At 72.8% G+C, this 21,519-nt stretch carries 19 protein-coding genes and 6 tRNA genes; 16 read left to right on the top strand and 9 right to left on the bottom strand.

Features of this window, described 5'->3' with window-relative positions; genetic code table 11:
- Positions 1-12 precede the first annotated feature (12 nt).
- The 3 genes from cobT to M6G08_RS32355 all read left to right on the top strand — a co-directional run bounded on the left by cobT (position 13) and on the right by M6G08_RS32355 (position 6,469).
- A complete protein-coding gene (cobT, locus tag M6G08_RS32365) occupies positions 13-4,209 on the top strand; it encodes a nicotinate-nucleotide--dimethylbenzimidazole phosphoribosyltransferase (RefSeq protein WP_272590686.1) in 4,197 nt (1,398 codons plus the stop codon).
- Between the two features lie 204 nt (positions 4,210-4,413).
- Complete coding sequence (cobA, locus tag M6G08_RS32360; RefSeq protein WP_272590685.1) at positions 4,414-5,649, top strand: uroporphyrinogen-III C-methyltransferase; 1,236 nt, start codon at positions 4,414-4,416, stop codon at positions 5,647-5,649.
- Position 5,650: 1 nt separating this feature from the next.
- On the top strand, positions 5,651-6,469 hold the full coding sequence (locus M6G08_RS32355) for a TrmH family RNA methyltransferase (RefSeq protein WP_272590684.1): 819 nt from the start codon (positions 5,651-5,653) through the stop codon (positions 6,467-6,469).
- Between the two features lie 81 nt (positions 6,470-6,550).
- On the opposite strand, the gene M6G08_RS32350 is transcribed toward M6G08_RS32355, so the two are convergent.
- Complete coding sequence (locus tag M6G08_RS32350) at positions 6,551-8,008, bottom strand: serine/threonine-protein kinase (RefSeq protein WP_272590683.1); 1,458 nt, start codon at positions 8,006-8,008, stop codon at positions 6,551-6,553.
- Between the two features lie 596 nt (positions 8,009-8,604).
- On the opposite strand from M6G08_RS32350, the gene M6G08_RS32345 reads away from it, so the two are divergent.
- The 3 genes from M6G08_RS32345 (at position 8,605) to M6G08_RS32335 (ending at position 10,761) form a co-directional block, all read left to right on the top strand.
- On the top strand, positions 8,605-8,787 hold the full coding sequence (locus tag M6G08_RS32345) for a hypothetical protein (protein WP_073730856.1): 183 nt from the start codon (positions 8,605-8,607) through the stop codon (positions 8,785-8,787).
- 628 nt (positions 8,788-9,415) lie between these two features.
- The gene (locus tag M6G08_RS32340) at positions 9,416-10,363 is read left to right on the top strand and encodes a phosphotransferase family protein (protein ID WP_272590682.1); all 948 of its coding nucleotides are present in this window, start codon (positions 9,416-9,418) and stop codon (positions 10,361-10,363) included.
- 101 nt (positions 10,364-10,464) lie between these two features.
- Positions 10,465-10,761: a TFIIB-type zinc ribbon-containing protein gene (locus M6G08_RS32335; protein ID WP_272590681.1), complete on the top strand. Its 297-nt coding sequence runs from the start codon at positions 10,465-10,467 to the stop codon at positions 10,759-10,761.
- Positions 10,762-10,830: 69 nt separating this feature from the next.
- Here the strand turns inward: M6G08_RS32335 and M6G08_RS32330 are convergent.
- The 5 genes from M6G08_RS32330 to M6G08_RS32310 form a co-directional block, all read right to left on the bottom strand.
- Positions 10,831-10,902 (bottom strand) — tRNA-Val (locus M6G08_RS32330).
- Between the two features lie 25 nt (positions 10,903-10,927).
- Positions 10,928-10,999 (bottom strand) — tRNA-Val (locus M6G08_RS32325).
- 36 nt (positions 11,000-11,035) lie between these two features.
- Positions 11,036-11,107, bottom strand: a tRNA-Val gene (locus M6G08_RS32320).
- A 1-nt stretch (position 11,108) separates the two neighbouring features.
- Positions 11,109-11,182, bottom strand: a tRNA-Cys gene (locus tag M6G08_RS32315).
- 38 nt (positions 11,183-11,220) lie between these two features.
- A tRNA-Gly gene (locus tag M6G08_RS32310) sits at positions 11,221-11,293 on the bottom strand.
- A 177-nt stretch (positions 11,294-11,470) separates the two neighbouring features.
- On the opposite strand from M6G08_RS32310, the gene M6G08_RS32305 reads away from it, so the two are divergent.
- The 3 genes from M6G08_RS32305 (at position 11,471) to M6G08_RS32295 (ending at position 14,233) form a co-directional block, all read left to right on the top strand.
- Positions 11,471-12,517 (top strand): chorismate-binding protein, encoded by a 1,047-nt coding sequence (locus M6G08_RS32305; protein ID WP_272590680.1) that lies wholly within the window; start codon positions 11,471-11,473, stop codon positions 12,515-12,517.
- Complete coding sequence (locus M6G08_RS32300; protein ID WP_272590679.1) at positions 12,514-13,335, top strand: aminotransferase class IV; 822 nt, start codon at positions 12,514-12,516, stop codon at positions 13,333-13,335. The genes M6G08_RS32305 and M6G08_RS32300 overlap by 4 nt, the downstream gene beginning before the upstream one ends.
- A gap of 73 nt (positions 13,336-13,408) precedes the next feature.
- Entirely contained in the window at positions 13,409-14,233 is an 825-nt protein-coding gene (locus M6G08_RS32295; RefSeq protein ID WP_272590678.1) for a GNAT family N-acetyltransferase, read from the top strand.
- Positions 14,234-14,259: 26 nt separating this feature from the next.
- On the opposite strand, the gene M6G08_RS32290 is transcribed toward M6G08_RS32295, so the two are convergent.
- Positions 14,260-14,784 (bottom strand): DsbA family protein, encoded by a 525-nt coding sequence (locus M6G08_RS32290; protein WP_272590677.1) that lies wholly within the window; start codon positions 14,782-14,784, stop codon positions 14,260-14,262.
- Between the two features lie 188 nt (positions 14,785-14,972).
- Between M6G08_RS32290 and M6G08_RS32285 the strand changes: the two genes are divergently transcribed.
- Both M6G08_RS32285 and M6G08_RS32280 read left to right on the top strand, forming a co-directional pair.
- Positions 14,973-15,428 carry a hypothetical protein gene (locus M6G08_RS32285; protein ID WP_272591491.1) on the top strand — a complete coding sequence of 152 codons (456 nt, stop codon included), beginning with the start codon at positions 14,973-14,975 and terminating at the stop codon, positions 15,426-15,428.
- 205 nt (positions 15,429-15,633) lie between these two features.
- Positions 15,634-15,813 carry a hypothetical protein gene (locus M6G08_RS32280; RefSeq protein WP_217254691.1) on the top strand — a complete coding sequence of 60 codons (180 nt, stop codon included), beginning with the start codon at positions 15,634-15,636 and terminating at the stop codon, positions 15,811-15,813.
- A 78-nt stretch (positions 15,814-15,891) separates the two neighbouring features.
- Here M6G08_RS32280 and M6G08_RS32275 read toward each other — a convergent pair whose 3' ends face one another.
- Entirely contained in the window at positions 15,892-16,452 is a 561-nt protein-coding gene (locus M6G08_RS32275) for a CGNR zinc finger domain-containing protein (RefSeq protein ID WP_272590676.1), read from the bottom strand.
- A gap of 320 nt (positions 16,453-16,772) precedes the next feature.
- Positions 16,773-17,186: an SsgA family sporulation/cell division regulator gene (locus tag M6G08_RS32270; RefSeq protein WP_004002642.1), complete on the bottom strand. Its 414-nt coding sequence runs from the start codon at positions 17,184-17,186 to the stop codon at positions 16,773-16,775.
- Positions 17,187-17,377: 191 nt separating this feature from the next.
- On the opposite strand from M6G08_RS32270, the gene M6G08_RS32265 reads away from it, so the two are divergent.
- From M6G08_RS32265 to M6G08_RS32245, 5 genes are all read left to right on the top strand, one after another.
- Positions 17,378-17,833, top strand: a complete 456-nt coding sequence (locus tag M6G08_RS32265) for a TIGR02611 family protein (RefSeq protein ID WP_272590675.1) — start codon at positions 17,378-17,380, stop codon at positions 17,831-17,833.
- Positions 17,834-17,913: 80 nt separating this feature from the next.
- Positions 17,914-17,985: transfer RNA gene (locus M6G08_RS32260), tRNA-Val, on the top strand.
- A gap of 355 nt (positions 17,986-18,340) precedes the next feature.
- On the top strand, positions 18,341-19,630 hold the full coding sequence (locus M6G08_RS32255) for an ABC transporter substrate-binding protein (RefSeq protein ID WP_272590674.1): 1,290 nt from the start codon (positions 18,341-18,343) through the stop codon (positions 19,628-19,630).
- A complete protein-coding gene (locus M6G08_RS32250) occupies positions 19,630-20,631 on the top strand; it encodes a carbohydrate ABC transporter permease (protein WP_272590673.1) in 1,002 nt (333 codons plus the stop codon). Before M6G08_RS32255 ends, M6G08_RS32250 begins: the two co-directional genes overlap by 1 nt.
- Positions 20,628-21,518: a carbohydrate ABC transporter permease gene (locus M6G08_RS32245; protein WP_272590672.1), complete on the top strand. Its 891-nt coding sequence runs from the start codon at positions 20,628-20,630 to the stop codon at positions 21,516-21,518. Before M6G08_RS32250 ends, M6G08_RS32245 begins: the two co-directional genes overlap by 4 nt.
- Position 21,519 lies beyond the last annotated feature (1 nt).

The raw sequence follows: 21,519 nt of genomic DNA, 5'->3' as shown, positions 1-21,519 counted from the left end.
GAGGGGTTACGCATGACCGACACCGGCCAGATCCCGGGCGAGGGGCTGCCGGAGAACGCAGGCATGGTGGAGCAGCCGGGCGTCCCCGCTCCCGGCGCGTACACCTACCTCTCCGAGACCACCGCCGAGGACGAGGACCTGCTGTTGCTGCCGGGAGCCCAGAGTGCCTGGGGCAACGAGGTCGCGCCGCCCGCGCCGGAGCCGGTCGTCGAGACCGTGCACCAGCCGGGTCCGCACGAGATGTCCGGCCGTGACAGCGGTTCGGTCGATCTCAGCGGCGTCCGTCCGTCCGAGCCGTCGCCGCAGCCCGCCTCCGTCCCCGCTCCGCCGCGCAGGCCCCTGCACCTCGGTCCGCCGATCCCCGACACCTCCGCCAGCCCGGTCCGCTCGCTCGCCGACCGCGGCCCGGCCGACGCGCCGGTGCGTCACGCCGGTCCGCCGGCCGCCGGTCCGGAGTACCTCGACGCCGCGCAGACCGCCGCGACGCCTCCGCAGGGGGCGGCGCCCTGGGGTCCCGCGCAGGCGGCTCCGCAGGCCCAGCAGCCGGCGGAGGTGCCGGTGGGCGCCGGGGCAGTGCGTGCGGAAACGGTTATTCCGGTAGCGGACCAGGCCGCCCAGCCGGTGGGCGCCGCGGAGGCACTGGTGACCCGCGTGGCCACGGAGGCCGTGGCGGCGACGGGCGGGGAGCCCGGGGAGAGCGGGCAGAGCGGCGGACCGGGCGAGCCCGAGGTCCCGGCCGCGGACACCCACGCCGGCGTCCCGGACCCGGCATTGAGCGCGCCGGGCGACGCGGACGGCGCCGGTTCCGCACCGGGCGCCGAGGCGGCGCACGTCCAGGGAACGCCCGAGGGCGGCGACGGGACGCGGAAGGCCGTGGCCGAGCCGGCGGCGGAGGAAGAGACCGCTCCCGAGGCCGTGGCAGCGCCCCGGGCCGAGGAGGCGCCCGAACCCGATGCGGTGACCGAGCGGCCGGCGGACGAAGCGCCCGCACCCGGCGCCGTTCCGGGGCACGAGGCCGAGCAGATGACCCAGGCGGCACTCCCGGAGACGGGCGCGGGGGAGGCCGTTGAGCCGGCCCCTACCCCGCAGGCGGGCCCCGAGGAGCCCGTGGCCGTGCCCGCCCAGCCCGTGGCGGAGGCCGCCGGGCAGCCGGTGGCGGCGGTGGCCCAGGACGTCAGCACCCCGGAGGGAGTCGCGCCCGAGGCCGTGCCGGTGGCGGAGCCGGCCGTCGATCCCGAGGCTGTGCAGGACGATGAGCCGGGGGAGGCTGCCGACGCCGCGCAGACGGTCGAGTCGGCTGACGCCCAGGAGCCCGCGCAGACGGTCGAGCCAGCGGACGGTCAGGGGCCCGCGCAGACGGTCGAGTCGGCCGACGCCCAGGACCCGGCGCAGGCGGTGGAGCCGACCGGGGCCCCCGAAGCCGCGCAGGAAGGCGAGCCGACACGGGTACCGGGCGCCGAGCAGGCGGCCGGTGCGGATCAGGCTCCCGAGCCCGTGCAGACGGTCACCGAGCCGTCGGAGGCTGTTCAGCTCGTGCCGTCGGCCGAGCCGTCGGAGGCTGTTCAGCCCGTGCCTTTGGCCGAGCCGTCGGAGGCTGTTCAGCCCGTGCCGTCGGCCGAGCCGTCGGAGGCTGCCCAGCCCGTGCCGTCGGCCGAGCCCACCGAGGCCGCCCAGCCCGCGCCGCCGACCCGGCCCAGCGAGGTTGCCGAGCCCGCAGCGCAGCCGGCCGAACCCGTCGAGGTGCCCGAACCGCAGGACGTCCCGCCCGCCGAGGCGCGAGTGACCGGGGCCGCCCGCACCGGCGCCCTCACCGAGGCCGACCTGGCGCCCGGCGAACCCGCCGGACACGAGCCGTCCCCGGAGACCGCGGCGGCCGACGGGCAGCCCGCACCGGCGCCGGAGGCGACCGCACCGTCGGAGAGCTCGCCGCAGCCCGTTCCGGTGGCCGGAGACCGTCCGCACGCGGACGTGCGGGCCGCCGCAGCCCAGGACGGCGCCGTCGCGCAACCCGCCGCGCGGGAACCGGACCACCCTGCCGCCGACGCGCAGCCCGCTCAGGGCCCCCAGTCCGTCGCCGGCACCTACGCAGCACCGGGAACCGACGTAGCGCTGGAAGCGGAAGCTCCGCAGACCGCGCCCGAACCCGCAGTGGCCGCCGCGGCGTCGGCGGGTGGCGTCCAGCCGCACCCCGACCAGCCCGTGGGCCAGTTCGTGCCGGTCGACGGCGGCCAGGTCCCGACCACCCCGCACCTCGCACCGACGCCCCCCGAGGCACTCGTCGTACCGCCGGAGACGTGGGACACTCCAGCGACTCAGGAGGCCCCGGAGCCCGTCGCCCCGGTTCCCGCCCCTCGTGAGGCGGACCCCGAGGTCGCCCAGAACGCCGAGGACCTGGACACCCGGGCCGACCAGGAAGGTCCGGAAGACCCGGAGGACGTGAGCACGGCCGCGGAGGCGGACGCACGGCGCTCCACCGGTCCGGCGGCCCCCGCCTACGCCGACGCCGAACGCGAGGCCGTACTCAAGGTCATGCGCGAACGCCGTGACATCCGCAACGGCTTCCGCAGCGACCCCATCCCGCACGAGGTGCTGCTCCGCGTCCTGGAGGCCGCGCACACGGCGCCCTCCGTCGGCCACTCGCAGCCGTGGGACTTCGTCGTCATCCGCTCCGCCGACACCCGCCGCGCGATGCACGAGCTGGCGACGCGTCAGCGCGACGCTTACGCGAAGTCGCTGCCCAAGGGCCGGGCCAAGCAGTTCAAGGAACTGAAGATCGAGGCCATCCTCGACACCCCGGTCAACATCGTCGTCACCGCCGACCCGACGCGTGGCGGCCGGCACACCCTCGGCCGCCACACGCAGCCGCAGATGGCGCCGTACTCCTCCGCGCTCGCCGTCGAGAACCTCTGGCTCGCCGCCCGCGCCGAGGGCCTCGGCGTCGGCTGGGTCAGCTTCTTCGACGAGCGCGAGATGGTCCGTGCCCTCGGCCTGCCCGAGCACCTGGACGTCGTCGCCTACCTGTGCGTCGGGTACGTCGACGAGTTCCCGGACGAGCCCGAGCTGATGCAGGCCGGCTGGTCCAAGCGCCGCCCGCTGTCCTGGGTGGTCCACGAAGAAACCTACGGCCGCCGCGCCCTGCCCGGAGAGGAACCGCACGACCTGCTCGCCGAGACCGTCGCACAGATCCGCCCGCTCGACGCCAAGGCGCTCGGCGAGGCGTGGGAGCGCCAGAAGCGTATGACCAAGCCGGCCGGCGCGCTCGGCATGCTGGAGATCATCTCCGCGCAGCTGTCCGGGCTGTCCCGGCAGTGCCCGCCGCCGATCCCCGAGCCCGCGGCCGTCGCCGTCTTCGCCGGCGACCACGGAGTGCACGCCCAGGGCGTCACCCCCTGGCCCCAGGAGGTCACCGCCCAGATGGTGGCCAACTTCCTGGGCGGGGGAGCGGTCTGCAACGCCTTCGCCACCCAGGTCGGCGCCGAGGTGTGCGTCGTGGACGTCGGTGTCGCCACCGACCTGCCCGCCACACCCGGCCTGCTGCCCCGCAAGGTCCGCGCCGGCACGTCCGACATGACGGCCGGTCCCGCGATGACCCGCGAGGAGGCCAAGCAGGCCATCGAGGTCGGCATCGAGACCGCCCGCGACCTGGTCGCGGCCGGCAACAAGGCGCTGCTCACCGGCGAGATGGGCATCGCGAACACCACCGCGTCCGCCGCGCTCATCTCCGTCTTCACCGGCGCCGACCCGGCCGAGGTCACCGGCCGCGGCACCGGCATCAACGACGAGACGCTCGCCCGCAAGACCGAGGTCGTCCGCCGCGCGCTGGAAGTCCACCAGCCCGACCCGGCCGACCCCATCGGCGTCCTCGCCGCGGTCGGCGGCTTCGAGCACGCGGCCATGGTCGGCCTGCTGCTCGGCGGTGCCTCCCTGCGCACGCCGGTCATCCTCGACGGCGTCAGCGCCGGCGCCGCCGCACTGGTGGCCCGTGCGATCGCCCCCGAGGTCCTGGCGGCCTGCATCGCGGGGCACCGTAGCGCCGAGCCCGGCCACGTCGCCGCGCTCAACAAGCTCGGCCTGCGCCCCCTGGTCGACCTCGACCTCCGCCTCGGCGAGGGGACGGGCGCGCTGCTCGCCCTCCCCATGGTGCAGAGCACGGCCCGAGCGATGCACGAGGTGGCGACGTTCGACTCGGCGGGTGTGACGGAGAAGTAGCCCCACGGCGGGGATGGGCGCGCCACCGGCGAACCGGTGGCGCGCCCGTCGCACAGCCCCCGCACCGGCGGCCCGTCCGGCCGCCCGCCGAACCGACCTCGTGCCTCTTGCGCACGTCTCCTAGAATCCACGTATCCCCACGTCAGGGCCGCTCCACTGCCGCAGCGCCGCCCTCCGCACCGCCAGGACGAGGAGCGCTCCCTCATGGCCGAACACCCCGCCTACCCCGTAGGTCTCCGCCTCGCCGGCCGCCGCGTGGTCGTCCTCGGCGGCGGCCAGGTGGCCCAGCGCCGCCTCCCTGCCCTCATCGCGGCGGGCGCCGACATCCGTCTCGTGTCCCCGGCGGCGACCCCCTCGGTCGAGGCCATGGCGGACGCCGGGGAGATCACCTGGGAGCGGCGCCCGTATGCCGAAGGCGACCTCGCGGACGCCTGGTACGCACTGATCGCCACCAGCGACGCCGAGGCCAGCGCCGCCGCCTCCGCCGAGGCCGAGCGGCACCGTGTGTGGTGCGTCCGCTCCGACGACGCCGACCGGGCCACCGCCTGGACCCCGGCGACCGGCCACAGCGAGGGCGTCACCGTCGCCGTGCTCACCACCGACGCCCGCGGCCGGGACCCCCGGCACACCGCCGCCATCCGCGACGCGGTCGTGGAGGGCCTGCGTGACGGCACCCTCGTCGCCCCGCACCACCGCACCCGCACCGCCGGCGTCGCCCTGGTCGGCGGTGGACCAGGCGACCCGGACCTGATCACCGTCCGGGGCCGCAGGCTGCTCGCCGAGGCCGACGTCGTCATCGCCGACCGGCTCGGCCCCCGCGACCTGCTCGCCGAGCTGCCGCCGCACGTGGAGGTCATCGACGCGGCGAAGATCCCCTACGGGCGCTTCATGGCCCAGGAGGCCATCAACAACGCGCTGATCGAGCACGCCGAGCAGGGCAAGGCGGTCGTACGGCTGAAGGGCGGCGACCCGTTCGTCTTCGGCCGGGGCATGGAGGAGGCGCAGGCGCTCGCCCAGGCGGGCATCCCGTGCACCGTCGTCCCCGGCATCTCCAGCTCCATCTCGGTCCCCGGCGCGGCCGGCATCCCGGTCACCCACCGGGGTGTCGCCCACGAGTTCACCGTGGTCAGCGGACATGTCGCCCCCGACGACGAGCGGTCCCTGGTCGACTGGCCGTCCCTGGCCAAGCTCACCGGCACCCTGGTGATCCTCATGGGCGTCGACAAGATCGGCAAGATCGCCGAGACCCTCGTCGCGCACGGCAGACCCCCCGGGACGCCGGTCGCCCTCGTCCAGGAGGGCACGACGGCCGCCCAGCGCCGGGTCGACGCGACCCTCGCCACGGTCGCCGAGACGGTCGTCGCCCAGGAGGTCAAGCCGCCCGCCGTCATCGTCGTCGGCGAGGTCGTCGGCGTAGGCCCGCACGGGGCCGGTGCGTGACATGACGGACCTCGTCACCATCCACGACCCCGACGACCCTCGGCTGCACGACTACACCGGCCTGACCGACGTCGAACTGCGCCGCCGGCGCGAACCCGCCGAGGGCCTGTTCATCGCCGAGGGCGAGAAGGTCATCCGGCGGGCCGGCGAGGCGGGCTACGCGATGCGCTCGATGCTGCTCTCCGCGAAGTGGGTCGACACCATGCGCGACGTCATCGACGAGGCCCCCGCCCCGGTGTACGTCGTCGACCCGGCGCTCGCCGAACGGGTCACCGGCTACCACGTGCACCGCGGCGCGCTCGCCTCGATGGCGCGCAAACCGCTGCCCGCGGCGGCCGGCCTGCTGACCACCGCCCGGCGCGTCGTCGTCATGGAGTCGGTCAACGACCACACCAACATCGGCGCCATCTTCCGCTCGGCCGCCGCCCTCGGGATCGACGCGGTACTCCTCTCCCCGGACTGCGCCGACCCGCTGTACCGGCGCAGCGTGAAGGTCTCGATGGGCGCCGTCTTCTCCGTGCCGTACGCCCGCCTCGACACCTGGCCGGCCGGCCTCGCCACGGTCCGCGAGTCGGGCTTCACGCTGCTCGCCCTCACCCCCGACGAGCGGGCCAAGTCCCTCGACGAGGTCGCCCCGCACCGCATGGACCGGGTGGCCCTGATGCTGGGCGCCGAGGGCGAGGGCCTGTCCCGGCGGGCCCTGGCGGCGTCCGACGAGTGGGTCCGCATCCCGATGTCCCACGGCGTCGACTCCCTGAACGTGGGCGCGGCGGCGGCGGTTTCCTTCTACGCGGTGACGACGGGCCGGCCCTCGGCGTAGCGGGTCCCCGGCCCCGAGGCGACCGCCGAGCCGGGTCTCCGGCTCATGGGCGCCCCCGACGCACGGCTCCTGGCCGTTCCCTCACAGCCCGGGCACCTGACGCTGCCCGGGCGTGTCGCCCCGTACGTCCACCTGCTCCTGCTGGTTCCGGACCCCGTCGCGCTCGTCGCCGAGCCCGCGGGACGGCCCCTGGCAGCCCTGCGCGGCGGCGATGCCCAGCGCGACCAGCAGTGTCACGACCACGAACACGAACAGGCGCTGCCGCAGCAGCCGCGGGTTCGCTGGCCGCCGCCAGCCGGTCCCGGTGGTCCTCGGCGCCGTACGGCCGGCCCCGCTGCGTGGCGAGGACCGGCCGCCGCTGTCGTGGCGGGACCCGTTCCGTCCCGGGTTGCCGCGGGAGGGGGTCGTGGACCGTGAACCGCCCCGCGAGCCCGCACCGCCACCGCGTGACGCGCTGCCACCCCGCGCCCCGGCCCCGCCCCGCGACGGTGCGCCACCGCGCGAGGGTGTGCCGCCGCGCGACCCGTCGGAACCACGGGCGGGCACGGGGCCGCGGGAACCGGACCCGCTCCGCGGAGCGGGGGTGCCGGGCGCGCCCGGCCGCCCCTGCGGGCGTCGCTGTGCCCGCTCCGGATAGGTGTCGGCGAGCCGCCCCGTCGGCGTGTCCGCCTCGGCGCTGCGCGGCGCCGGAGGCCGTACGTCGGCCAGGCCCTGGGCCTCCCGGGCGGCGATCTCCTTGAGCCGCAAGGACAGTTGCAGTGTGCTCGGGCGCTCCTCGGGATCCTTGGCCAGGCAGGCCCGCACCAGCGGAGCGATGGCGTCCGGGACGCCGTGCAGCTGGGCCTCCTCGTGCACCACGCGGTACAGCATCACCTCGGAACTGCCGTGCCCGAAGGGCGAGTCGCCCATCGACGCGTACGCCAGTGTGGCGCCGAGCGAGAACACGTCCGTGGCCGGTGTGACCGCCGCTCCCCGCACCTGCTCCGGCGCGAGGAACCCGGGGGAGCCGACCGCTGTGCCGACGTGGGTGAGAGTGGAGGCGCCGGTGGCCCAGGCGATGCCGAAGTCGATGATCCGCGGCCCCTTCGGGGACAGCAGGATGTTGGAGGGCTTCAGGTCCCGGTGGACCACCCCCGCCTCGTGCACGGCGACCAGTCCCTCGGACAGGGCGGCACCCACCGCGGCGACGTCGGCCGCGCCGAGCGGGCCTCCGTCGACGACCTTGTCGTGGAGGGAGGGGCCGGGCACGTACTGCGTGGCGAACCAGGGACGGTCCGCCTCCAGGTCCGCGGCGACCAGACGTGCGGTGCAGCCGCCCCGGATGCGCCGGGCGGCGGAGACCTCGCGTGCGAACCGCGAGCGGAACTCCTGGTCCTCGGCCAGGTCGGGCCGGATGACCTTCAGCGCGACCCGCTGCCCCTTCTTGTCGGAGCCCAGGTAGACCACGCCCATTCCACCCGCGCCGAGCCGCCTGTGAAGCCTGAACGAGCCGACGACGCGCGGGTCCTCGCGCCTCAGGCGCATCATCGCCATGTTCATCCCCGCTGCCCGGTCCCTGTGACGAGCCACAGCTTACGTTTCCACGGCCGCCCGCGCGCAGAGGCCGCGCCCTCTCGGGGCGAGGGATTGTCAGTGCCGGGTGGGAGAGTTGAGGGGCGGTCAGGGAACGCGGGCGCCGTCCGGCCCGGGCGCACGGGTGTTCCCAACCGGCCGCCGTGGCGCGGGGATTGGGACGGGTGCGAGTGAGCGGACGGAAGCGGTGCGGGGTGCCGTGGAGCCGTCGGGCCGTCGAGCCTCCGCGGTGTGGCGGCGGGTGGTGACCTGCGGTGGGAGGAGGCGGAGGTGGGCTGGGACGATGGTGAAGTGAGGGATGTCACCGGACAGTACGGAGAAACCGGGACGCAGTGGACACCCCTTCCGGGAAGACCCCGAGGTCCGGGGCCCGGTCTCCACCCAGGGGAGTACGCCCCGGGGCATGGCTCATCCTCCGGGAGGCCCGGCATTCGGTACGAGGGCATGACGTCCGGAGACCGCCGGACGCCTAGATTTGAGGTCAAGCGGCGGGTGCAGCACTCGTCCCCCGAGGTCAGACGCCCGCCGCTGCCAGAACAACGGAAACGGTCAGGAGAGGGACCATGGCCCAGACGGTACCGCGGACGCTGGTCCGCACACGCGACAGCCGCCGTCAGGGACGCCGTCACCCCTTGGTGGCGACGGTCATGGCCCTGCCCCTGGCGGTCCTGCTCCTCCTCGTCTTCGACGGGTGGGAGACAGTGGCCACACAAGCGTCGTCCGTGGGTGTGATGCTGGGGCGCTGAGCGGCGACCCCAGGCCCGGAAGAGCGGTCCGGGCGGGGACATCCATCCATGAAACCCCGTGGGGACGGGGGTGCGGCGGACGGCAAAATGCCGGCGCAGCTGGGGAGCTGCGCCGGCATTGCTCTTCCCACAAGGCCCCGCCCGCGAGTCCCCTTCCGCGTCCGCCCCCTCCCTCCAATGACACGTCGCCTCTGAAGCTCCCCGACCGTAGGCCCGTCCTCCGGCGGGAACACCCCGGCCCGTGGGCCCGTCCTCCGGCGGGAGCGTCCCGGATGGCAGGCTCGCCCTCCGGCAGGAAGGTCCCGCGCCCCAAGCCAACCCTGGGAACACCCCGACCGCGGGCCGATCCTCTGGCGGAAGGGTCTTGCACGGCAGGTTCGCCCTTCCGCGAGGATGCCCCGATCCGCAGGCCCGTCCTCCGACGGCAGCACCCCGATGCCCGTGGGCCCGTCCCCCGGCGGGAGCGTCCCGGATGGCAGGCTCGCCCTCCGGCAGGCAGGTCCCGCGCCCCAAGCCAACCCTGGGAACACCCCGACCGCGGGCCGCCCCTCGGCGGAAGCGCACCCCGCCCGGCAAGGGCCCCGCACCACGAGCCCCCTGCGGGGGAACACCTGCGTACGCTCACCCCGTGACGACGGACGCCCTCCTCCCCGCACTGACGCTCCGCGTCAGAGAAGCAGCCCACGCCCGCGCCCCGGTCTGCCCCTGCCAAGCGGCGGCCGCCCCGGGCGACACCACTCTCGCCGACCGCCCCGACGGCACCGTCGTCCGGCATGCCGGGACCGTCGCCAAGGCCCACGCGGCGGATGCCGACGCCGCCGAGCTGGCCGGCCGTGTCACCGTCGCCGCCCGGCTCCCCGGCGTCCTGCTGCCCCCGTTGCGCCCGTCGCCCGTCGCCCTGCACGGGAGACTCGTCACGTACTGGCCCTACGGCACTCCCGTCGACCCCGAGGACCCGGACGCCGCGCCATGGGAGGCCGCCGCCGCCCTCCTCGCGCGCCTGCACCGGACCGCCGCCCCCACCGCCGTACCGCCCATGCGCGGCCCCGCGAAGGCAGCCCACGCGGTCGCCCGCCTCCGGACGACCGCCCCGCACCATCCCGCCACCGCCCCCGTCCTGCGGGCCTGGACCGCCCTCCCGGCCTGGGCCCGCGGCGAGGCCGCCGTGCCGGACGCGGCCGGCCTCTGCCACGGCGACTTCCACCTCGGCCAACTCGTGCGCCACCCCTCGCCCGACGGCTCCTGGCTGCTGATAGACGTGGACGACCTCGGGACCGGTGCCCCGGCCTGGGACCTGGCCCGCCCGGCCGCCTGGTACGCGTGCGGACTGCTCCCGCCCGAGGACTGGCACCGCTTCCTGACCGCCTACCGCGCGGCCGGCGGCCCCGCCGTCCCGTCCAACGAGGACCCCTGGCCCGCGCTGGACGTTCCGGCCCGCGCCCTCACCGCGCAGACCGCCGCCCGTGCCGTCACCAAGGCCGTCGAGGCGGGCCGCCTCCTCGACGAGGTGGAGCAGTCCCTGGTCGACGCCTGCTCCCGAATGAGCTCCGTCAGCCCCTCCGCCCCGCACGGTTGAACCGAGTTTCCACGACGTAGGGTGCAACCGACCCGTAGCCGGACAGAGTCTGTCCTGGCGATACGCGAAGCAGGACCGACCGGCGAGGAGTTGAGCCGACGATGCAGTGCCCCAAGTGCCGTGCGCCGATGCACACCTACAACCGCAACGGCGTTCAGATAGAGCAGTGCAGCGGCTGCCGAGGGATCTTCCTGGACTACGGCGAGCTGGAGTCGCTGACCCGCCTGGAGGCCCAGTGGTCCCAGCCCGCCCCGCCCGCCGTCCCACCGGCCCCGCCCGCCGCCCCGCAGGCCTACCCGGCCGCTCCCGCGCCCGCCTGGGGCGCCCCGCACGGCGGTCACGGCCACCACGGTCACCACCGTCACAAGAGCTTCGGCCACATGCTCTTCTCCAGCTGACCTCACTCGCTGATCCGAGCCACGACGAAGCCCCCGGCCGTACGAGACGGCCGGGGGCTTCGGTCGGTGTGGACGATACTGGGATTGAACCAGTGACCTCTTCCGTGTCAGGGAAGCGCTCTCCCGCTGAGCTAATCGTCCTGGGAGCACCAGGTGCGGTACTGCGTGCGCGATACTGGGATTGAACCAGTGACCTCTTCCGTGTCAGGGAAGCGCTCTCCCGCTGAGCTAATCGCGCGGGGATCCATACGGATCGGTGATCCTTGCGGACCAGTGGACGATACTGGGATTGAACCAGTGACCTCTTCCGTGTCAGGGAAGCGCTCTCCCGCTGAGCTAATCGTCCTTGGAGGTGGAGACGGGATTTGAACCCGTGTAGACGGCTTTGCAGGCCGTTGCCTCGCCTCTCGGCCACTCCACCAGGAGTGTAGAGGGCCCGGGAGGCCCTCTGTTCCTGCGAGCGGACGACGAGGCTCGAACTCGCGACCTCAACCTTGGCAAGGTTGCGCTCTACCAACTGAGCTACGTCCGCCTGTCGGTTCGGTCCGCTTCCGCGTCCCGGCGACGTGTTGAACTCTAGCGGATTCCTGGGCCAGTACAAAAACGCGTTTGTGCAGCGTGCTGCGGTGCGTCCGGCCGAGGGCCTGGTCAGGGCACCCGGAGGGACACGTACGGGTCACCTCCGGGCCACCGTCCTAGACTCGGACACGTGCTCGACCTCCCTCCCCTCGCCCGCTTCGGCGAGCGTCTCGCCACCGGCCTCCTCGACGTCACCAGCGATCCCGCCGCCCTCGAATCCGAGGGCTTCTGGGCCGTCTGCGCGGACTTCGAAGGCCGTCTGACCTGCGCGCGCTTCGCGGACGTACGGACGCGGCCGGTGCCGGCTCCCGCACCCGGCCGGTGGCGGGGACCGGCCGTCGGCGACTGGACGTCCTCCCTCGACCACGCCGCGTACACGGCGGCCGTGCGGCGCATACGCGAGCACATCGCCGCCGGCGAGGTCTACCAGGCCAACCTCTGCCGGGTGCTCTCGGCGCCCGTCGCCCCCGGCGCGGACGTGGACGCCCTCACCGCCCTGCTGGCCCGCGGCAACCCGGCGCCGTACGCCGGGACGATCCGGCTGCCCGGCCACGGCGTCGAGATCGCCACCGCCTCGCCCGAGCTGTTCCTGCGCCGCGACGGCCGGACCGTCGAGTCCGGGCCGATCAAGGGGACCGGACGGACCGAGGCCGACCTGCTGGAGAAGGACTACGCCGAGAACGTCATGATCGTGGACCTCGTCCGCAACGACATCGGGCGGGTCTGCGCCACCGGCAGCGTGACCGTTCCCGACCTCTGCGCCGTCGAGAAGCACCCGGGGCTCGTGCACCTGGTGTCGTCGGTCCGCGGCGAGCTGCGCGCCGACGCCGACTGGCCGGAGCTGCTCGCCGCGGCCTTCCCGCCCGGGTCCGTCACGGGCGCCCCCAAGTCCAGCGCCCTGCGGATCATCGACGCCCTGGAGACCGCCCCCCGGGGCCCGTACTGCGGCGGCATCGGCTGGGTCGACGCCGACCGGGGCGCCGCCGAGCTCGCCGTCGGCATCCGCACCTTCTGGATCGACCGTGCCGAGGGGGTGCTGCGCTTCGGGACCGGCGCCGGCATCACCTGGGGGTCCGACCCGGAGGGGGAGTGGAGGGAGACGGAACTGAAGGCGTCCCGGCTGCTCGCGGTAGCGTCGGGGACGTACGAGGTGAGTGGAGAGGGAACACAGGCGTGAAGATCTGGCTCGACGGCGGGCTCCAGGACATCGAGTCCGCCCGCGTCTCCGTCCTCGACCACGGGCTGACCGTGGGCGACGGCATTTTCGAGACCGTGAAGGCGGTGGACGGCAGGCCGTTCGCCCTGACCCGGCACCTCGACCGGCTGACCCGCTCGGCCCGCGGCCTCGGCCTGCCGGACCCCGACCTCGACGAGGTGCGCCGCGCCTGCGCCGCCGTCATCGAGGCCAATCCCATGCCGCTGGGCAGGCTGCGCATCACGTACACCGGCGGTCACGGCCCGCTCGGCTCCGACCGGGGCGAGCACGGCACGACCCTCGTCGTCGCCCTCGGCGAGACCGGCCGGCACCCCGACTCGACGGCCGTGATCACGGTGCCGTGGACCCGCAACGAGCGCGGCGCGCTCACCGGCCTGAAGACCACCTCCTACGCGGAGAACGTCGTCGCCCTGGCCCGCGCCCGCGAACGGGGCGCCACCGAGGCGCTGTTCGGCAACACGGTGGGACAGCTGTGCGAGGGCACCGGCTCCAACGTCTTCGTCGTCCTCGACGGCGAGATCCACACCCCGCCGGTCGCCTCCGGCTGCCTCGCCGGGATCACCCGCGCCCTGGCCGTCGAGTGGACCGGCGCCCGCGAGACCGACCTCCCGATGGACGTCCTGGACCGCGCCGACGAGGTCTTCCTGACCTCGACCCTCCGGGACGTGCAGGCCGTGCACCGCGTCGACGGCCGCGAACTGCCGGGCGCCCCGGGGCCGGTGACCGCCAAGGCCATGCGGATCTTCGAGGAGCGCTCCGGGAACGACCTGGACCCGTAAGCGCGCCCGCGGACCCGGCAAGGCCCCGAAAATGAGGCTGACTCGGGCCCCGTCGCCGGGTAGAACTCCGGTGATGACCACCACCCTGCGGCCGACCGAGCCGCTCCAGCGCGCCGCCGACGGGACGCGTTCGCGCCACTACCAGGTGTGCGTGAACAGCCGGCCCGTCGGCGCGATACACCTCGGCACCTCACAGGCCTTCGGCGATTCGGTGGCCGTGATCCACCACCTGAGCATCGACGAACCGGACCGGCGGCGCGGCCGCGGCACGGTGGCGGCTCTCGCGGCCGAGGAGGTCGTGCGGGGCTGGGGCTGCCGGCGGATCGAGACGAACCTGGCTCCCGACGCCCACGCGGGCCTGCGCCTGACCAAGGCGCTCGGCTACGTCGTGCGCAACCGCGCCATGGCCAAACCGCTCGACGGCACCGCGCCCGCCCTGCCCGCGGGCAGCCGGGCACGGCCGATGACGGCCGACGAGTTCGCCACCTGGCATGCCCACCAGTCGCAGCAGTACGCCCGTACCTGGATCGAGCGGGGCGTCCCCGAGGACGAGGCGTACGCGAAGGCGCGCAGAGATCACGAGTTGCTGCTGCCGCAGGGGCAGGACACCGAGAACATGCTGTTCAGCGTGGTCGAGCACGAGGGGACGCGGGTCGGTGTCCTGTGGCTGGCGCTGCGCGAGGACCACGCCTTCGTCTTCGACGTCGAGACCGACGCGGCGCACCGGGGCCGGGGGCACGGACGGACGCTGATGGCGCTGGCCGAGGCCCAGGCCGTCGACGCCGGCCGACGACTGATCGGCCTCAACGTCTTCGCGGGCAACACCGCGGCCGAACGGCTCTACGAGTCGCTCGGCTACGAGACCACGCGCTTCTACTGCAGCAAACCGCTGCTGTAGGCGTACGCTCCGGCGGCGCCGGTCCGTCAGTCCTGCCGCTCGGCCAGCAGCCGGTCCGCGATCCGCTCGACGCGCTCGCGCAGCCCTTCCTGGCTCTTGCCGCCGTCGAGGCGCTCGCCGCCGATCACGTACGTGGGGGTGCCGGTCACGCCGATCGCCTTGCCCTCGGCCTGGTCGGCGTCGACGATCAGGATGTGCCGGCCGTCGATCAGGGCCGTGTCGAACTCCTCGGCGTCCAGTCCCAGTTCCCGGGCGACCTCGACCAGGAAGGGTTCGCCCTCGCGGTCCAGTTCGGCGACCCGGTTCAGCACGGCCTCCGCGTACGGCCACCCCTGTCCCTGTGCCGCGGCCTCCTCGGCGGCCTGCGCGGCGGCGAAGGAGTGCTTGTGCTTCTCCAGCGGGAAGTGCCGCAGCCGCAGCTCCAGACGGTCGCCGTAGCGGGCGCGCAGGGCGCGGAGGTCGTCCAGGGCGGTGTGGCAGTCCGTGCACTGGAGCTCGCACCAGACGTCGAGGACGGGGATGGCGGGCCGGGCGGTGGAGGAGTCGCTCATGGCTCCATTCTCCCAGCCCGGAGGGTGTCGTCCCGACCAGGCCGTACGGCGGCCACCGGCACCTGGGGAGGAGCGGACCCCGAGATCTCCCTGATCTCGGGGACGCGGCATGGCCCGAGCGGGTCCCGACGGTGCAGGATGGAAGGGACGAAGTACTCATGCCCGACCGACCCGCCCTGGAGGACCGGATGATTGCCGAGACCGTCTGTTCCGCGGTGTCCGCGGCCGGCCTGGGCATCGCGGCGGTCACCGCGTACCGCAGGCGTTTCCTCACCGCGGCCCGTATCGCCGCCTACTCGCTGGTCCCGGTCGGCCTGGTCATGACCGGAGTGGTCGAGTGGCTGGCGGACACGGCGTTCAGCCCCGTGGCCTGGGCCGGCTTCGCGGTGCTGGGCGTGTCGTGGGCGTTGTTCATGACCACGCGTGCCGTGGAGCGCCGCCGCGGCGGCACCCGCAAGGAGCGCAAGGAGGCCCGCGCCGCGGCACAGCGCGACGCGGTGGCCCCGGCGGCCTCGGAGCCCTCCCTCGGCCCCGGTGCCGGTGCCCGCCCGGCCTCCCGGCCCGCCTCCCGTCCGGCCAAGCCGACCGGCGGCGAGGACGACTTCAGCGACATCGAGGCCATTCTCAAGAAGCACGGCATATGACCGTCGGTGCCGGTGCCGGTGCCGGTGCCGGTGTCCGCTGTCGGCGCCGATGCCCGGGCTGAAACGACACAGCGGTCCGAGGCCGTCAGAGCACGCTCCGTAGTGATCAAGATCCGAACGGATATTGCGGATTTCAACGAACTCCCGGTCTTCGCGGGCGTGTTGATCGCGTAGGCCCTGGTCACTGCGTCATCATCACGGCGAGATGCCGGACACCACTCAGCTGGATACCCAGCTGGACACGAGACAGAGCGAAACCACGCGGGCGCAGGACGAACCGCGCGGCTGCCTCTTCGCCCTTTCCCAGCCACCGCTCATGATCTTCCTTGCGGTGATCGGGTGTCTGCTGCTCATGGCCTCGTTGCACGATCTGCTGTTGCTGTGAGCCGTACCCGCGCTCCCCGGCGCCACCCGCCGGGGGCCGCGTCGCCACCGGGGTGTGCCCGGTGCCGCAGGGCGGACGTCAGCCGGCCGCCTCCTTGCGCCGTGCCCGGTACGCGGCCACGTGCAGGCGGTTCCCGCACGTGCGGCTGTCGCAGTACCGCCGCGAGCGGTTTCGCGAGAGGTCGACGAAGGCGCGCCGGCAGTCGGGAGCCTCGCACCGCCGCAGCCGCTCCTGCTCCCCGGCGACCACGAAGAAGGCCAGCGCCATCCCGCAGTCCGCGGCGAGGTGGTCGGCGACGGAGGCGCCCGGCGCGAAGTAGTGGATGTGCCAGTCGTACCCGTCGTGGTCGGTGAGCCGCGGTGTGGTGCCGGCGGCGGCGACCAGGTCGTTGATCAGGCCGGCGGCCGCCAGGGCGTCGGGTGCCGCGAAAACGGCGGCGAACTGGCCGCGGATCTTGCGCACCGCCGACAGGTCGAGCCCGGAGAGTACGCCGACGTCGCTGATTTCGTGCGTTCCCACGAATTCCTGGAGGGCCGTGACATCCGGCAGCCCGTCCGGCGCCGAATCGTCCTCCGGCACGGTGTTCACCAGATCCACCACGGTGTCGAGGGCACACCGGGCGTCGTGGGTGATCAGCACATCTCACTCCCTGGCCTGGGGTCGGGCGGGCGCCCGCCGATGCTGGCCGATGGTAGTGGCTTCCTCGACGGGGGGAACCGGCTCCGATGCGCCGGTCCCGGCCGCGGAACGCCCTTACCGCCGTCGGTGCCCGTACAACGGCTGCAGGCCGCCCCCCGTTCCCGCAGGGACCGAGAGGCGGCCCCCGCGCCCGCACACGCACCGGCGCCGCCCCCGCGGAGGACCGCGGCGACGACGCCGGTGTGTGCCGTTATGCGGTTGTCCGGGCCCGTGCCGTCACCCCGAGTCGACGGCGACGGGCGGCTTCACGGAGCATCGCTCTAGCTTTCCGCCAGGATGTGCGACAGCTCCTGATCGAGATCGAAATGCCGGTGTTCCGTGCCGGGCGGCACGGCGGCGTCTGTGCGCTTCAGGAAGGACTCCAGGGCCCGCGCCGGGGCCTCGAGCAGTGCCTCGCCCTCCGGGGAGCTCAGGGCGATGCACACGACCCCCTGGCCATGACTCCGGGACGGCCAGACGCGGACGTCGCCGGTGCCGGTGGGGCGGTGGAGGCCTTCGGCGAGGAGGTCGCGGGCGAACACCCACTCGACGGTCTCCTCGGCTCCGGTGTGGAAGGTGGCGTGCACGGCGTAGGGGTCGGCCGTGTCGTACCGCAGGCCTGCGGGGACAGGCAGGGAGGACTCGCTCGACACAACGAGGCGCAGGTGCAGCTCGCAGCTGACCGTGGTGTTCATAAGCGCCAGGGCCTTTCGCTCAGTGTGCGCTCGGGGATTCGCACGTCGGCGAAATCGACATGCCACCTACGGTGCCGTTGTAAACCCCTCTGAGTGTTTTGCGTGTGTTTAGGTAACTCTTCCGGCCGAGCGGTCGTTCGGGTCCTGCGCCCATTCCGGTGACAGGTTTCGCTCCGGTAGTGTTTGGCCGTATGAACACGGGGAGTAACAAGCCCGGCGAGGCTGCCGTGGCGGAAGACCGTACGGGGACGGACGACGAGGCGGCGCCCGCGCAGGCGCTCGGTTCGCGTGCTCCGGACTTCATCAAGGCGCGCCGCGCCCTGCATCTGAGCTGGCAGGTCGGCGTCTTCATCGTCGGGCTGGCGGTCGTCGCGGCCGGCGCCGCCATGTTGGTGCTGCCCGGTCCGGGCTGGGTCGTGATCTTCGGCGGCATGGCGATCTGGGCGACCGAGTTCGTCTGGGCGCAGCTCGTCCTGCGCTGGACCAAGCGCAAGGTCACCGAGGCGGCCCAACGGGCCCTCGACCCCAAGGTGCGGCGCCGGAACATCATCCTGACCTCCGTCGGCCTGGTGATCGTGGCCGCGGTGGCGGGGATCTACCTGTGGAAGTTCGGCCTCCAGTTGCCCTGGAACATCGAGGACCAGTGATCCGCGGCGGCGGTGCGGCGACCCGGCCCCCCGCTGGTCACGGGCACCCCCTGACATGGGGTAATGTTCTTCCTGCGTCCGGGCGATTAGCTCAGTGGGAGAGCGCTTCGTTCACACCGAAGAGGTCACTGGTTCGAACCCAGTATCGCCCACCGGATCATCAGGCGGCCCGGCTCACGATCGTGAGCCGGGCCGCCTTCGTGTGTGGGCCGTCCGGGCGCCCGGGCATTCCGCTTCCGTCCGCCGTCATCCAACCGTGACCTGCCGCGCCGCCTCTCGGCGACGGGTCCGCCCGCGTTCGGCTCCTCGGTCGCGCGGCGTCGACCAGGGAGTTCTTCCCGGCTGTCGGCGGGTGGCCGTTCAGGGGGCGGTCCCGTCGCCGAGAGGCGGCGCCCGTCAATTCCTGTCCGAATCATTGACGCGCCCCGGGGCCCTCCGTACCTTGTGCCAGCAAGCGCTTACTTGAAACGATTCATGAGGCGGACGCGACGTCGCGGGGAGGCTCGTATGCAGCAGGGCGGGAATGTGGAGAGGCGGACGATCCTCAAGGCGGCGGGGGCCTCGCTGGCCGTCGCGGGGCTGGGGGCGACGGCCACCGCGTGCGGCGGCGGCAGCGGATCCGGGGACGGGACGGTGACGATTCGTTACTCCTGGTGGGGTGCCGAGGACCGGGCGGAACGCATCAACAAGACCATCGCGCTCTTCGAGAAGAAGTACCCGAAGATCAAGGTGAAGACCGACTTCCAGCCGTACACCGACTTCTGGAAGAAGTTCAACACGCAGGCCTCAGGGGGGAATCCGCCGGACGTCTTCCAGAATGCCATCGGATTTCTCCGGAAATACGATGCCAAGAATGTACTGCTCGACCTGAGCGAACAGGTCGAGGCGGGCAATCTCACCATGGACGGCTTCCGGGCGGGCCTGGAGACGTTCGGCGAGATCGACGGCAAGCTCCTCGGCGTGCCCGTCGGTTCGAACTCGATGGCGCTCGTCATCGACAAGCCCGTCTACACCCGGGCCGGCGCCAAGCCCGAACAGGGCTGGACGTGGGACGACTTCGACAAGGCGATGGCGAGCGTCCGGGACCGGACCGGCCGGGCCGGCGACAGCGGCATGTACGGCGTCATGTACCTCTACGACCTGTATCTGCGTCAGAACGGCAAGGCGTTCTTCACCGAGGACGGACTCGGCTTCACCGAGGCCGACCTGACCGCCTGGTGGACGAAGGCGGAGAAGGGCGTGAAATCCGGCCTGTTCGCCGACCCGAAGAAGGTCGCCCAGATCAAGCCCAAGTCGGCGCTCTCCGCCGAACTCGCCGGCAGCGAGTTCACCTGGGACAACTTCACCGTCCGCTACACCTCCGAGGGCAAGAGCGAGTACGGCCTCGCGCCGATCCCCACCACCGACGGCAAGCGCACCGGCCAGTACCTCGGCTCGCTGATGCTCAGCGGCTACCGGCGCACCGAGCACCCGAAGGAAGTCGCCCAGTTCATCGACTTCATGGTCCACGACCCCGAGGTCGCCAAGATCATGGGCTACGACCGCGGGGTGCCGGCGACGCAGGCCCAGTACGACGCGTATCGGCCCACCGACCCGGTCAACAAGGCGATCGCCGCCTACGAGCAGTCCCTCGTCGACGCGGGCGTCCTGGAGACCATCACCCCGCACCCCAACGGCGCCGACATCTGCGAGGCCGCCTTCCTGCGCATCGCCGAGGAGATGGCACTCGGCGAGCGCTCGGTCGAGGACGCGGTCAAGCAGTTCTTCTCCGAGTCGAAGACGGCTCTCGCCGGCTGATGGGAAGCGCCGTGACACACGCCCCCGCCGTGGAGGACCCGCTCGAGGAGTCCCAGCCGCGACACGGTCCGGCGAAGTCCCCGCGCCCCGCCGAACACAAGCGGCGGCGCCGCCGGGAGAACCTCGCCGGCTACCTCTTCATGTCCCCCTGGATCGCCGGCTTCCTGCTGCTGACGGCCGGACCGATGGCCGCCTCGCTCTACTTCGCGTTCACCGACTACAACCTGTTCGACGCGCCCCGGTGGATCGGCCTGGACAACTTCTCCGAGATGTTCGGCGACCCGCGCTGGCGCCACTCGGTCCAGGTCACGCTCTGGTACGTGGTCGTCGGCACGCCGATCAAGCTGATCGCCGCGCTCGGCGTGGCCCTGCTGCTGGCCCAGAAGCGGCGCGGGCAGGCCTTCTACCGGGCCGCCTTCTACGCCCCGTCGCTGATCGGCGCGAGCGTGTCCGTCGCCATCGTGTGGAAGGCGATCTTCTCGGACGACGCGGTCGTCGACCGGACGCAGCAGCTCTTCGGGATCGACGCCGGCGGCTGGACCGGCGACCCGGACCTGATCATCTACAGCCTGGTGGCGCTCACCGTCTGGCAGTTCGGCGCCCCGATGGTCATCTTCCTGGCCGGCCTCAAGCAGGTGCCGCGCGAGCTGTACGAGGCCGCCGACGTGGACGGCGCGAGCAAGCTGCGGCAGTTCTGGAACATCACGCTGCCGATGATCTCCCCGGTCCTCTTCTTCAACGTCCTGCTGGAGACCATCCACTCCTTCCAGATCTTCAGCTCCGCCTACATCGTCGGCGGCGGCGCGGGCGGCAGTTCCTGCGGACCGGCCGACGGGACCATGGTCTACACCTGTTACCTGTACATCCAGGGCTTCGAGAACAGCCGCATGGGCCTGGCCTCCGCCATGGCGTGGATGCTGCTGGTCGCGGTCGCCCTGGTCACCGCGGTGCTGTTCTGGTCGCAGAAGCGCTGGGTGCACTACGAGGAGGGCGGCCGATGAGCGCACAGGCCACCGACGTCACGCCGGCCCCGACCGCGAAGGGCGCCCTGCGGCGCGGGCTGCCGGGCTCGCTCGCCTGGCACATCGGGTCGCTGGCGATCCTGGCGGTGATCCTCTACCCGGTGCTCTGGGTCATCGGCGGCTCCCTCAAGGAGAGCGGGGACATCGTCGGCAGCCTGGACCTGTTCCCGGCCGACCCGATCATCTCGAACTACACGGGTCTCGCCGACGGCATCGCCGACATCTCGATCTCCACCTTCTTCGTCAACTCGCTCGTCCTCGCGGTGGGTTCGGTGATCGGGATCGTGGCGTCCTGCTCGCTGACCGCGTACGCCTTCGCGAAGATCCGGTTCGCCGGCCGCAACCTGCTCTTCACACTGATGATCGGCACGCTCCTGCTGCCGTACCACGTTCTGCTCATCCCGCAGTACGTGCTCTTCCGCAACATGGACATGATCAACACGTACACCCCGCTGCTGCTGGGGAAGTACCTGGCCACGGAGGCGTTCTTCGTCTTTCTGATGGTGCAGTTCATGCGGAACCTCCCCAAGGAGCTGGACGAGGCGGCGCGCCTGGACGGCTGCGGACACTTCCGCATCTACTGGTCGATCGTGCTGCCGCTGTGCCGCCCGGCCCTGATCACCAGCGCGATCTTCACCTTCATCAACTCGTGGAACGACTTCATGGGCCCGCTGATCTACCTCAACGAGCCCGGCAAGTACACCGTCTCCCTCGGCCTGAAGATGTTCGTGGACCAGGAAGGGCTGGCGAACTACGGCGGCATGATCGCCATGTCGCTCGTCGCCCTGCTGCCCGTCCTCGCCTTCTTCCTGGCCTTCCAGCGCTATCTGATCGACGGCATGGCCACGTCCGGCCTGAAGGGCTGAG

Source organism: Streptomyces sp. M92 (assembly GCF_028473745.1).
GTDB lineage: Bacteria > Actinomycetota > Actinomycetes > Streptomycetales > Streptomycetaceae > Streptomyces.
Note: the sequence above shows the minus strand (reverse complement) of the source record. Positions and strands in the feature narration are given on the sequence as shown.